This is a genomic window from Nannocystis sp. RBIL2 (genome assembly GCF_026626745.1).
GTDB lineage: Bacteria > Myxococcota_A > Polyangia > Nannocystales > Nannocystaceae > Nannocystis.
Window position 1 is genome coordinate 1,371,664 of sequence record NZ_JAPNJW010000001.1, and the last position, 12,398, is coordinate 1,384,061.

Annotated in this window: 12 protein-coding genes; 9 read left to right on the forward strand and 3 right to left on the reverse strand. The window is 71.7% G+C overall.

Features of this window, described 5'->3' with window-relative positions; genetic code table 11:
- The first annotated feature begins 11 nt into the window (after positions 1-11).
- The 7 genes from OV090_RS05410 (at position 12) to OV090_RS05440 (ending at position 6,454) form a co-directional block, all read left to right on the forward strand.
- Positions 12-668 (forward strand): L-histidine N(alpha)-methyltransferase, encoded by a 657-nt coding sequence (locus tag OV090_RS05410; RefSeq protein WP_267702399.1) that lies wholly within the window; start codon positions 12-14, stop codon positions 666-668.
- A 187-nt stretch (positions 669-855) separates the two neighbouring features.
- On the forward strand, positions 856-1,668 hold the full coding sequence (locus OV090_RS05415) for a methyltransferase domain-containing protein (RefSeq protein ID WP_267702400.1): 813 nt from the start codon (positions 856-858) through the stop codon (positions 1,666-1,668).
- Between the two features lie 317 nt (positions 1,669-1,985).
- Complete coding sequence (locus OV090_RS05420) at positions 1,986-2,753, forward strand: hypothetical protein (protein ID WP_267702401.1); 768 nt, start codon at positions 1,986-1,988, stop codon at positions 2,751-2,753.
- Between the two features lie 73 nt (positions 2,754-2,826).
- Positions 2,827-3,231, forward strand: coding sequence for a hypothetical protein (locus OV090_RS05425; RefSeq protein ID WP_267702402.1), 405 nt, complete (start codon positions 2,827-2,829; stop codon positions 3,229-3,231).
- Positions 3,232-3,239: 8 nt separating this feature from the next.
- Entirely contained in the window at positions 3,240-4,199 is a 960-nt protein-coding gene (locus OV090_RS05430) for a DUF2169 domain-containing protein (RefSeq protein WP_267702403.1), read from the forward strand.
- 24 nt (positions 4,200-4,223) lie between these two features.
- Positions 4,224-5,186, forward strand: a complete 963-nt coding sequence (locus OV090_RS05435) for a hypothetical protein (RefSeq protein WP_267702404.1) — start codon at positions 4,224-4,226, stop codon at positions 5,184-5,186.
- Between the two features lie 104 nt (positions 5,187-5,290).
- A complete protein-coding gene (locus OV090_RS05440) occupies positions 5,291-6,454 on the forward strand; it encodes a DUF2169 domain-containing protein (protein WP_267702405.1) in 1,164 nt (387 codons plus the stop codon).
- Between the two features lie 57 nt (positions 6,455-6,511).
- Here the strand turns inward: OV090_RS05440 and OV090_RS05445 are convergent, their stop codons facing one another.
- Positions 6,512-8,020, reverse strand: a complete 1,509-nt coding sequence (locus OV090_RS05445) for an FtsX-like permease family protein (protein ID WP_267702406.1) — start codon at positions 8,018-8,020, stop codon at positions 6,512-6,514.
- 4 nt (positions 8,021-8,024) lie between these two features.
- On the reverse strand, positions 8,025-9,797 hold the full coding sequence (locus tag OV090_RS05450; RefSeq protein ID WP_267702407.1) for an ABC transporter permease: 1,773 nt from the start codon (positions 9,795-9,797) through the stop codon (positions 8,025-8,027).
- 363 nt (positions 9,798-10,160) lie between these two features.
- Between OV090_RS05450 and OV090_RS05455 the strand changes: the two genes are divergently transcribed.
- A complete protein-coding gene (locus tag OV090_RS05455) occupies positions 10,161-11,129 on the forward strand; it encodes a hypothetical protein (RefSeq protein ID WP_267702408.1) in 969 nt (322 codons plus the stop codon).
- A complete protein-coding gene (locus OV090_RS05460; RefSeq protein WP_267702409.1) occupies positions 11,129-11,983 on the forward strand; it encodes a hypothetical protein in 855 nt (284 codons plus the stop codon). The genes OV090_RS05455 and OV090_RS05460 overlap by 1 nt, the downstream gene beginning before the upstream one ends.
- A 146-nt stretch (positions 11,984-12,129) precedes the next feature.
- Here OV090_RS05460 and OV090_RS05465 read toward each other — a convergent pair whose 3' ends face one another.
- On the reverse strand, positions 12,130-12,360 hold the full coding sequence (locus tag OV090_RS05465) for a twin-arginine translocase TatA/TatE family subunit (RefSeq protein WP_267702410.1): 231 nt from the start codon (positions 12,358-12,360) through the stop codon (positions 12,130-12,132).
- Positions 12,361-12,398 lie beyond the last annotated feature (38 nt).

The following is a 12,398-nucleotide window of genomic DNA, read 5'->3' on the forward strand; positions in this document are numbered from 1 at the left end:
ATCGCCGCCCTGTGACCTCCTCGATCGATCGGATGCGGGCCGCCTGGCACTTCTTCCTCAACGGCTGGCGTGACTGGGACCAGACCGCCTCCTTCGTGCCGAGCTCGCGGTTCCTCGTCGACGCGCTGGTCCAGGGCGCCGACCTCGGTCGGGCCCGCAGCGTCATCGAGCTCGGCACCGGCACCGGCACCGTCACCGAGAAGCTGCTCGCGGCCATGCGGCCGGACGCCCGCCTGTACGGGGTCGAGATCGACGGCCCCTTGCTCGAGGCGACCGCGCGGCGCCTGCCCGACCCGCGGCTCGTCGCCATCCACGGCAGCGCGGCCGACCTCGGCACCCACCTCGCGGCCGCCGGGCACGCCGGTCCGGTCGACGCGATCGTCTCGTGCCTCGGCATGAGCCTGCTGCCGCCCGACCTGCGCGACGCGATCCTCGACAGCGTCGCGCGGGTGCTCGCGCCCGGCGGCGTGTTCGTGCAGTACGGCTACCTGCACGCGCACGTGATCGTCTACAGCACCTCGCGGGGCTTCTCGCAGTTTCACCTCGGCCAATACCTCGGCCGCTACTTCGCCGAGCAGCGGCGGCAGATCGTCGTGCCCAACTTCCCGCCGGCCGAGGTGCTGGTGTGCCGCGGCTCGCTCCCGCGGGACATCTCCGAGGCCGCCTGAAGCACGGCCCGGTGACACGGCGCGTCGTACTTCTGTCGCCGATGTTTTAGTTCTGTCGCGGCCGCTGGGGGCCCTGCAGGGGTGACTGCGCGAGCCGTTGCGCACCTGCACAGAGCTTCAGGATCCGCGGCTGCACAGCCTCCACGAACGTTGCACGGGGGTCGGCTTCGGTGTATCGCTGCGGCGCGTGCAGAGCCTCGATCATTACTTCCAGTCGACGTACGACCGCGTCGCCGAGTTTTACGACGACCTCTGGAGCCCCAACGTCAAGACGCCGAACGACCGGCTCACGCGCGACCTGCACCTCCGCCGCGGCGAGCGCCTGGTCGACCTCGCGTGTGGCAGCGGCGCCGCCACCTTGCCGATGATGCGGCTCATCGCTCCCGGCGAGACCGTCGCCGTCGACCCCTCGGAGAACATGCTGCGCCTCGCCGTCGAGCGCGCCGCCGAGGAGGGCCTGCACCTGCTGCCCGTGCGCTCGAAGGCCGAGGACTTCATCGCCGACGCGCCCGCTCACTCGTTCGACGTCGTGTCGATGCGGTTCGCCCTCGCCTACCTCGACTGGCCGCGCGTGCTGCCGGCGATGGGCCGCCTCGTCCGCCCCGGCGGCCGCGTCGGCATCCTGACCAGCCTCGCCACCAGCGCCCCGCAGGCGATGGCCACCTACCAGAAGTTCGCCGAGCACCTCGAGCTCGACACCGTCGCCGAGCCGCCGACGCCCCGCGAGATCGATCCGGTGCTCGACCTGCTCGGCCGCGGCGGCCTCGTCATCGACACCTGCTGGCAGCACAACTTTCGCCTGTGGTTCAAGTCCGGCGTCGACGCCACCCGCTGGCTGCTCGACACCGGCTACATCACCCACCCGGCCCTGTCCGCGCTCGAGGGCGAGATCAAGGACGCGATGATCGAGCTGTTCGGCTCGCACCTCGAGGACGGCTTCCGCGAGGACGAGGGCGTCCCGCTCGACTTCTTCTTCGCCGGCGTCATCGCCCGGCGCTAGAGCCTGTCCCGAGGGGCAGGTCGCTCGGGCCTGCCCCTTCGGACAGCCTGTCCGAAAAACCAGCCCGATTCGCCTGTACGCGCCCACCGGCCTGAGCCGTGGTCCTCGGAGCGTCCTAGTCGGTCGGCGCCGAGATCGCCCGAGCAGCAGCTGGGTCTGCGTCGTCGCCCGCGCCGTTCGTCTCGCCCCGCGCGCCCTGAAGCCGTGAAGCGAGGCCGGTGACCTGTCCATCGGGCCAGCTCATCCCCTCACCCGCCCGCTCCGCTCGCTCGCGCGCCTGCTTCGCCTGCGCCGGCGGCTCGCGTACCATCGCCCGCATGGCTCTCTCCCCGCGCGGCCAGCAGATCCTCGGCATCCTCGTCGTCGTGTTCGTCGGCGGGTTTTTGCTGCTCGCCGGCCTCGACCGCAACGAGCTCCGCTGCGAGCGCGCGCGCGGCAGTTGCAGTTATGCCGCCGGGCTCCTCGGCTTCGAGCGCACCCGGGAGATTCCGCTCGACGCGATCGTCGATCACCGCTTCGACACCCACGCGGGCCGGGCCGGCACACGCGGCGTCACCGTGCTGATCGACGCCAGCGGCCGCGAGCTCGCGCTCGGCGTCACCGACGAGGCCTCTGCGCGCGCCGACTACGACGCCCTGCACGCCTTCCTGCAGGGCTCTGGCGACAGCGTCACGGTCGCCACCGGGCCCAGCTGGTGGCTGATCGGCGCCGCCGTCCTCTGCTTCCTCTTCGGCCCGTGGATCGTGCGCCCCAGCGGCCCCGCGCGCGCCGCCGCGCCGGTCGACGCGCAGCCGCGACGTGGCGCCAGCGCCCCCACCCTCGCCCTCGTCGTCGGCGTCCTGATCCTCGTCGGCCTGAGCGCCTCCATCCTCACCTCGCGTACTCAGGGCTCGCTCGCCCTGCGCTGCACCCAGCGCTGCGACGTCGGCGGCGGCAGCTGCATGCCCGGCTCGGAGATGGTGCTCACCCTCGCGCCCGGCGAGCACGAGGTGCGCGTCTTCAACCCCGACGAGCCCGCCGCGCCGATCGTCCACCGCGTCGCGGTCGTGCGCGGCCAGGTCACCCACTTCGAGTGCGCGCGCTGACGAGCGCCCGCGCGCGCGTGCGGCCCTCGCTGCGCCGCCGCCCCCGCAGTCGTTTCTGTGGAAGCATCACCGCATGCCCGAGGAACACGACGCGCCGGCCACCGCCCTCGAACTCGTCGGTCAGCACCGCGTCGAGCTGCGCCGCGACCCGGCCGTCGACACCCTCGAGCTGTTCGGCCGCGACGGCAAGGTCGTGCTGGCGATCGAGGTCCGCGAGACCGGCCCGGTGCTGCGCTTCGAGGGCGCCGGCCTGACCCTCAAGGCCGCCGGTGAGCTGGTGCTCGACGCCAAGAAGCTGACCCTGCGCTCCGAGGAGGCGCTGTCGCTGTCGACCGGCGGCGACCTCGAGCTCATCGCCGCCGGCGACCTCCGCAGCACCGCGCGCGTGCAGACGATCACCGCCGAGCTCGGCGACGTCCGGGTCGAGGCCAACGACGACGTCCGGATCGACGGCGAGCGCGTGCTCGTCAACTGCTAGAGGCGCCCGTGAAGCTCGACAACCGCTCGCCGTACCACGCCCGCCTGTTCCGCGGCGGCATCGACGAGCGCCGGCTGTTCGGCTCCGTCGCGGTGCGGATCACCTACGACATCGTCGGCGACCGCCTCCGCGTCGCCCGCGAGCAGGCGTGGGAGATTTCACCTGCCCCATGGGACAGCCCGCAGGGCCCGCTGCCGGGCGACGAGCTGTTCTACCGCGGCGGGATCGACCTGCTGGTGTTCGGCGCCGCCCGCTCGGCCCGGCCCGTCCCGCGCGTCGACCTCGACCTGCGGGTCGGCGCCGCCTTCCGCAGCCGCCTGACCGTGTTCGGCGATCGCGTGTGGAAGCGAGGCCCGCGCGGCCTGGTCCCGAGCGCGCCCGAGCCGTTCCGCGTCATGCCGCTGACCCTCGAGCGCAGCTTCGGCGGCAGCTTCGAGTGGGACGGCCTCGCCGTCGCCTTCCCCGACAACCCCGGCGGCCGCGGCTACTACGCCGACGAGCGCGCCGCCGAGGGCCAGCCGCTGCCCAACATCGAAGATCCCGCGGCCCTGTGCGCGCGCTGGGACGACCGCCCCGAGCCCGTCGGCACCTGCTGCCCCGGCCAGGGCTTCGGCCCGCGGATGCGCCGCAGCCTCGAGTTCGACCCCGACAGCGGCATGCTCACCGTCCTGCGGCCCACTTTCTACAACGCCGCCTTCCCGCAGCTCATCATCCCCGCAGTCAAGCCCGGCGATCGCGTCTCGCTCACCGGCGTCCGCGAGGACGGCCCGCTCGTCTTCCACCTGCCCGACAACCTCCTGCGCGTGCGCCTCGCGTTCGGCGACGAGGCCGCCGAGAAGACCCCCGCGATCGACCAGATCGGCGTCGAGCCCGATCTGCTGCGCGTGTTCGTGTCCTACCGCTACCCGTTCCGCTACGTCCTGAACCCGCTGGAGAAGCGCGTGTGCGAGCTCGTCGCCCTGCGCTGAAGGACATGTTCTGAGGGACATCCCGTGCCGTTCGCCGTCCTCAAAGACTTCCACCCGATGATCGGCTACGACCTCCACATCCCGTGGCCGATCGGCTCGCCGGCGCCGCTGCCCGCGCCCGTCCCGTACTTCGCCTTCCACCTGCTGTGCGGCTGGAAGGGCACCTATCAGCGCGCGGTCAGCCACAGCACCAGCTGGGGCGCGCTGGTCCAGAAGGGCAGCGACATCGGCCCCGGCATCCCGCACATCGGCACGCCGTCGTATCTGCTGCCGCTCGACATCCTCTTCAGCGCCTCGAAGTCGTACTGGGGCACCACCGAGTACAAGGCCGAGGGCAAGCCCGCGGCGGTGTGCATCATCCCGTACGCCTGCCTCAACCTGAACCTCAACTGCGGCACCCCGTTCCCCAAGCGCCCCGGCATCGTCATCGCCTTCAACACCCACTACGCGGGCATGACCTGGGGCGACTTCTTCCACGGCCTCCTCAGCTTCGCCATCGACTGGGCGCTGCAGTGGCTGTTCAACAAGCTCCTCGGCAAGCTCAGCGACAAGATCGCCAACCGCTTCCTCAACTCGGCGATGACCAAGGCCGCCGCCAAGGACCTCCTGCGCGGCACGGTCAAGCAGAAGGTGATCAACCAGATGGCGCGCGAGCTGGCCGCGGCCAACCGCGCCCGCGCCGACGCCTTCCTCAAGATGTTCCCCGCCTTCATGCGCCCCAGCCGGGAGGCCGCCAACCCGATCCTCAACAACGCCGTCGGCGCGGTGTCCGGCTTCCTGTTCGGCGGCCCGCTCGGCATGGACGCCAACGGCGCGTTCGGCTGGTGGACCCCCGGCGGCGCCACCACCAGCGGCGCCCAGGACTACCTCAACAACAACGTCGTCGACGAGTTCGGCAAGCCGCCCCCGCCCCCACCCCAGCCGCCCCCGTCCCCGCGCCGACCGCCGAGCATCGGCCCCGCGCCGCCGCCCGTCTGCCGGCCCTGAAGCTCCTGTCCCAAGCGCCAGGTCCAATTCCTGTCCCTCGCGCCAGGTCGCTCCCTCTCATCCTCTGTCCCTCGCGCCAGGTCGCCCTCCCCTTCATCTGTCCCATGCGCCAGGTCGAAACCCGCCCGAGCCCCACCGTCCAGCAGCTCTCCGACGTCCTCCCCTCGGGCGAGCCGATGCTCTCGGTGCTGGCCAAGCGCACCTACGACGTCGGCGCCGACGGCCGCTGCGTCCCTGCCGACGAGCAAATCCCGCTGTTCGCCGAGCCGCTCGACGATCCCGACGTCCCCGCGCTCCTGGCCGCCGACACCGACCTCCACGCCTACAAGCCGCGCACCGACGTCGTCCTGCTCGGCCACGCCTACGGCCGCCAGCGCGCCCGCCGGCTCGACGTCCTCGTCCGCGTCGCCGGCCACGAGCACCGGATCGCGGTCGTCGGCCAGCGCACCTGTTCGATCGGCCAGGGCCGGCTCCGCTTCTCCGACCCGCAGCCGATCGACAAGGTCCCGCTGTCGCCCGTGTTCGCCTACGGCGGACGGGACCACGGCGCCGAGGCCCGTCACGGCAACCCCCTGCGCAGCCCCGAGTGGAGCAAGGGGCTCGGCGATGTCGATCCGGACGCGGCCTCGCCCTTCCTCTACCCGCGCAACCCCGTCGGCCGCGGCTACCTGCTCGAGCTCGACCCGGGCACCGTCGACGAGTTCGAGCTGCCGCAGCTCGAAGATCCGTCCGACCTCCTCACCCCCGAGCGCATCGTCGGCGACTGGCTCGACAACTGGCACCGCCTGCCGCTGCCGCACGCCGGCGGGTGGGTCCACTACGACTGGTACCCGCGCGTCGCCTTCAGCGGCCTGGTCCCGATCGTCGACTGCTTCGACGAGCCCCCGCTGGAGGTCGAGCGCGGCCTCGTCCCCGAGCTCCTGACCGACGGCACCGGCCGGACCAGCCTCGATTTCCGCTACGAGATCGCCTGCGGCGCGCCGCTCGGCCTGCAGTTCGCCCACCTCCGCGGCGGCGAGCTCGTCGAGCTCCAGGGCGTCCACCCCACCCGCGCCCGCTGGACCCTCGTCATCCCCCCGGCGCCGCGGCTGCACACCGACGGCCGCGACGGTCGCCTCGACGCAACCGAACCTGTCCTTCACACCATGGTCTTGGAGCCAGATGCCGATCGCGTCACCCTCGTGTGGCGCGGCTGCGCCCCGGCCAGGCGGGCCTATCACCCGCAGGAGCTCGCTACGATGCCCCTGCGCGTCGACTGGCGCGACTAGCTCGCCTGTCCGAACGACCAGGCGAGGCCCACCGCGCCGCCGCCCGTCACGATCGACTCACGCGCGCCCGAGGCCCGCGAGCAGCGGCAGCCGCGAGGCCACCAGCGCCACCGGACCGCTGGCCAGCGCGCAGATGATCAGCGCCGCCGCGGCGGGTCCCGCCAGATCGATCCACGACAGGGCGAACGGCAGGTGGTCGACCGGATAGACCTCCGGGTCGAGCGGGTAGCGGAACACCGCCACCATCCAGCCGAACGCCAGGCCGAGGCTCACCCCGATCAGCGTCCCGAGCAGGCCCGCGAACACCCCGACCGCCTCGAAGACGGCGAAGATCGCCCGCGAGTCGGCGCCGAGGCTCATCAGCGCCGCGATCTCCTCGCGCTTGCGGCGGACCAGCAACAAGAGGCTCGCCAGCAACGCCGTCGCCGCCACCACCTCGAGCAGGCCGAGGACCAGCGACACCGCCGCGCGGATCTGCCGCAGCCCCGCCAGCACGTCCTCGCCCTGTTGCTCCCACGTCGTCGCGCGGAAGCCCTCGCCCATCGCCGCCACCACCTCCTGGGCGAACGCCGACGCCGAGTCCGGCTCGCGCAGCGCGAACTCCACCCCGCTCACCCGGCGCTCGGCGAAGAACAGCGCCTGCGCGGCCGACAGGTGGACCAGGGCCAGCGACGCGTCGTAGTCGCCGACCCCGGTGTCGAGCAGGTCGACCACCTCGTACTCGCCGTGGCGAGGCGGGCGCATCATCGCCGCCGCCGTCCCGTCGAGCTCGGCCGGCACCACCAGCCGCACCGAGTCGCCGACCGCCACCCCGAGGCGCTCGGCCAGGCGCGATCCGAGCGCGATCGCCGGCCCGTGGCGCACGTCGCCGGGCCGGACCTTCGTCAGGTCGCCGGCGCGGAGCATCGCCGCAGTGCCCGGCAGCCCCGCGGCCAGCGCCGGGTCCACGCCCTTCACCAGCGCGATCACCGGCGCGTTGCGGTCGATCGGGCGGGTGTGCGTCTCCAGGGACATGTCCTCGGGTACATGTCTCTGCGGACCTGCCCCATCGGCCCTGTCCTCATGGCCATCCGGCTTCAGCGGCACCACCGCCGCCGTCGAGAACGCGAACGGCGAGGCCGCCAGGACGCGCGGGTCCGGGCCCCAGCGCGCCACCACCTGCGGGTACTCGTCGAAGTCGAGGCCGTACTCGGTGAGGGTCACGTGGCCGCCGATCTTGCTCAGGCGGCCGACCAGCTCGCGTTCGAAGCCCGACGTCACCCCGAGCACCGTGATCAGCGCCGCGCAGCCGAGGCCGGTGCCGAACACCGCCACCGCCACCGCGGGCATCAGGTGGCGGGCGCACAGCAGCCCCACCGCGACCAGCGACGCCATGCCGGCGACCAGCGGCGGCGTGACCGCGCGGACCCCGAGCAGCGTCGCCGCCGCGCCGGCCAGCGCCAGCACCACCGCCACCCTCAGGACCGCGCGGCTCGTCTTGCCCGGGCCGCGACGGCCCTCGCGGAGGAGCATGCGACGGGCCACCAGCGCGATCAGGGCCCAGCGGCGGGAGCTGCGAGCGGCCACGGCGTCACTCGTAGCGCAGCCCCTCGACGGGGCGGAGTTTGGCCGCGCGGAGCGACGGCGGCAGCGTGGCGACGAAGCAGATCGCCAGCGTCATCCCGAGGATCCAGCCGATCTGGGCCAGGCTGAACTCGACCGGCAGCTCCTCGATGAAGTAGACCTCGGGGTCGAGCGTGTAGCCGTAGAGCGACACCAGCCAGCACAGCACCAGGCCGAACAGCACCCCCGCGGCCGCGCCGGACAGGCCGATCGCCATCCCCGTGACCTGGAAGATCCGCGCCACCTGCGGCCCGGTCGCGCCCATCGACATCAGGATCGCCACGTCGTTGGTGCGGCGGACCACCATCGTCCACAGCGCCGACAGCACGTTGAACGTGGCCACCGTGATCACCAGGCTGAGGATCACCGTGATGATGTTCTTCTGCAGGCGGATGCTCTTGAACAGGTTCTCGTTCAAGTTCTGCCACTCGAGCACCTGGTACTCGCGGCCGGGCAGCGCCGCGCGGATCGACGCGCCGACCCGGGGCGCCAGGTCGGGGTGCTGCAGGCGGAGGTCGACGCCGGAGACCTGGTCGCGGCCGCGGTACTTGAAGCGCTGCAGCTCCTTGATGTGTACGTACACCAGGCGGCTGTCGTACTCCTGGAAGCCGGCCTGGAAGATCCCGGCCACGCGGTAGTACTGGAATTCGGGCTCGCTCGAGGCGTCGAACGACGAGCCTGGGTCGACCACCATCACCAGCGAGTCCTCTTGAAGGCCGAGCTCGCGGGCCAGGGTGGCGCCGACGAAGATCGTCGGCAGCGCGCTGGCGTCGAAGCGGGCCGCGGTTTCGCCGGCGGCGGGCTCCTCGGGCCACACGTCGTCGTCGAGGAGATCGCCGCGGATCTCTCCCGGGATGCGCTTGCGGGCCGCGGGGACCTCGGCGTAGTGGCTCATCGCGCGCTCGTACCAGCCCGCGCCGCGGGGGTCGGGCGTGGCCGCGATCGCCGGCGGCAGCTCGTCCGACTCGCGGTCGGGCACCGGCATCAATTCGAAATCGGAGCGCAGGACCGGGAGCGGGATCGCCCGCCCGCTGCCGCGTTGAAGGTGGGCCGGCAGGTCGATCACCTCCGCCGCGGTCTCGGGCTCGATCCCCTTCACCAGCACGCTGGCGAGCCGGAGATCGTCGGTGCGGCCGCCCTCGGGATCGTAGGGCGCCAGCATCATCGCGTAGTAGACGAACGGGCTCGCGCCGGTGACGCCGGGCCGCGTGCGCAGGTAGGCCTCGAAGCGGCGGTACTCGGCCATGCCCGAGCTGCGCGTCACGTTGATGTGGGCGTACACCCCGAGCACGCGGCGTTCGAACTCGTGCTGGAAGCCGGTGGCGACCGACTGGACGACGATCAGCGCCGCGACCCCCAGGACCACCCCGATGATGCTGGTGGTGCCGAAGATCGACGAGTACTGGACCAGCAGCAGCAGCAGGCCGAGGAAGCTGGCCGCGGCGGTGGCGATCACCAGCGCGAGGCTGTGGTAGCCGAGGTTGAGCAGCAGCAGCGCGACGCCGGCGATCGCCCAGCACACCGCGCACAACATGCGAGCGCCGCGCGGCACCCGTTCGGCGCGGATGATCCGCAGGCCGAGCGATCGCTCGTAGCCGAGGGCCCCGGACAGCAGCCAGAACAGCACCAGCAGGCCCAGCGACGCCGCGCCGGCGTAGCCGACCGCCGGCGCCCACTCGGGAAGATCGCCGGCGAACCCGAGCGGCCCGGCGAGCGCGAGCGGCGAGGCCCACGACAGCACGAACAGGCTCAGCAGTCCCGCCCGGCGGGGGGACGCGGGACCGGGCGTCCGCGCCCCGAACGGATCTCCCGGCGGATGGGGACGCACACGGGCGAGCGGAGGGCCTTGTACGTGCGGCGGCTGCAGGCCGGGCACGCTAGCAGCCGGCCTTTGCGCGGTCAACGAGCGTAGGGCCCTGGAACGGCGGAGATGCGGTGAATTCCGCGGTCCTCCACCTGGGCTCGGCGCCCGTGCGAGGCCCCCTGCGGGGCGCGCTCGGCTTCCTTAGTTGAATCAGCACGGCAGCGGCGTCCGTGTCACGCGCGGCCCACGGCAACATACAATCGGGCGTATTCCTCGGCCCAGCACGGCCTGGCGCGAACCTTGACACACCTCGCTGGCGCAAGTTACGCTGCGCCGACCGCTGAATCTCGGAGCTCCCGCATGCCCAGACGGTTCCTTTCTTCGTTTGCCCTAGCGGCTTTCGGCCTGAGTTTGCTTCTCGGCTCTTCGGAGGCTTGGGCGGGACCTTACGACCTGCGGCTCAGCCAGTTGGGCACGATGGACCCGAGCGGCGTCGTGTCGGCCAACGACGGCGACTTCCGCAGCCTCGCTTCGGAGCTCGGCGTGTTGATGGCGCCGAAGCCGGTCGACCCGGCGGACTCGCTCGGTCTTTCGGGCTTCGCCGTGTCGGCCGACATCAGCCTCAACACGATCAGCAACGGCCAGAATTTCTGGAAGAACGCGACGCGCGGTGATCCGGGCAAGGTCGCGCCGACGCTGCAGATCATGGGCCGCAAGGGTCTGTGGCCGGGCATCGAGGTCGGCGCCGGTGCGACGCACCTGTTCGGCAGCCGCATGTGGACGATCAGCGGCTACGGCAAGGTGGCGATCCACGAGGGCTTCCACCACCTGCCGATCCCGTCGATCGCGCTGCGTGGCATGTTCTCGCGCCTGGTCGGCGCCGAGGACATGAACATGACCACGGGCGCGTTCGACATCTCGATCTCGCACGTGTTCGGAGTCGGCAAGACCGTCAACCTGACGCCGTACGTCGGCTATCAGGGTTTGATGATCTTCGCGCGCTCCGGCGTGCTCGACGCCACGCCGACGACGGACGAGTACCTCGACAAGTCACCGGTGCTCAGCGAGTTCGTCTTCAAGGATGCGGGTATGATCTACCGGCACCGCCCCTTCCTCGGCTTCCGATTCATCTTCAGCGTCTTGCGCGTCGGCGTCGAGGCGATGATCGTCCCCGGCGGCAAGCGCGAGGGCGAGATCGAAGGCAACAAGGTCGCCGACAAATCCGGGCTGCAACAGCAGTACACTCTCTCCCTGGGTCTGGACTTCTAATGTTCGTCCTCTGTCCGTCCTGCGCCGGTCCCTTCCGCATCCCTGCCGACCAGATCGCCCCGCTGGTCCAGATCGCGTGCCCGCACTGCGAGTTCCGCATGATCTTGGACTTCGAGGCGGCCAACGAGCCGTCGCTCGCCGAACCCGGGCAGCTGTTCGCTCAGGGCTTCGAGAGCGCCGAGGCGTACTTCAGCGTCTACAGCCACGTCGGTCCGCAGTCCGACATCACCCCGCGCAAGGTCGAGGCGCCGCCGCCGGCCCGTCCGGTCGAGGTCGAGACTCCGGCCGTCAAGGCGCCGCCGACCTCGCCCGCGGCCACGCCGCCAGTGTCGGTGCAAACGCCTCCGACGCCGCCCGTCTCGGCACCTCCGCCGACGCCCGTCGCGGCCGAGCCGCCCGCGCGCGCCGGCAACAAGACGATCATCCAGGCGCCGAAGCGGCCCGCGAGCATGGATCCGCGGGCTGGCGAAGTCGCCGCGGCGCCGAGCTCCGGCTCGTCGATGCGGGCCGGCAACAAGGCCGCCGAAGCCGAGGCGGTCGCCGAGGCCAAGGTCAGCGCAGTGCAGCCTGAGCCGCGGATTCCGCCGCACACGCCGCCGGCTCAGACCGCGACCAGCAACCCGCCCGCGCCGACCGAGCCGATCGCCCCCGCCAAGGTCGAGCAGGCCGCGACCTCCAACGCGAACCTGCCGACGCCCAGGCAAGAGGCGACCAGCAAGCCGGCCGAGCCGGAGGCGAAGCCGATCGCCACCACGCCGCCGCCGACCGGCAGCTCGAACGTCGTCTACATCGCGCTCGTGGTGGTGGTCATCATCGCCGTCGTGGTGGTCATCGTCCTCAACTCGAAGGGATGACCGGGCGACGCCCTCGTGGCGTCGACGACGAAGCCCGCTCGCTCCGACCGGAACGAGCGGGCTTCCTGAATTTTCGGCGCCGTTTCCGGCGTCCTGGCGTCTCGGGCGTCTCGGGCGTCGAAGACGCGAGCGGCAGCGAGGCGCGCTCAGCCCGGGCGGCCGTGCTTCGGCTCGTCCTTCGGCGTGACGTCGATCTCGCCGCGGCGGTCGGCCTCTTGTTGCTTGTCGTGTTCGATCGCCTTCATCTCCTTGCGGAACCCTCGCAGCATCTGACCGATGCTCGATCCCAGCGCGGGCAGCTTGGACGGGCCGAGCACGAGCAAGATGACCGCGACGATGATGACGATCTCGAGGGGACTGAGGACACCCAGGAGCATGGCCGAAAGGTAGTCCTTCGAGCCTCGCTTTGCTAGCG

Bases quoted from the DNA above. Each gene is read 5' to 3' on its own strand.
- OV090_RS05420 (WP_267702401.1), top strand. From the start codon at position 1,986: ATGGCTCTCTCCCCGCGCGGCCAGCAGATCCTCGGCATCCTCGTCGTC.
- OV090_RS05425 (WP_267702402.1), top strand. From the start codon at position 2,827: ATGCCCGAGGAACACGACGCGCCGGCCACCGCCCTCGAACTCGTCGGT.
- OV090_RS05440 (WP_267702405.1), top strand. From the start codon at position 5,291: ATGCGCCAGGTCGAAACCCGCCCGAGCCCCACCGTCCAGCAGCTCTCC.
- OV090_RS05460 (WP_267702409.1), top strand. From the start codon at position 11,129: ATGTTCGTCCTCTGTCCGTCCTGCGCCGGTCCCTTCCGCATCCCTGCC.
- OV090_RS05465 (WP_267702410.1), bottom strand. From the start codon at position 12,360: ATGCTCCTGGGTGTCCTCAGTCCCCTCGAGATCGTCATCATCGTCGCG.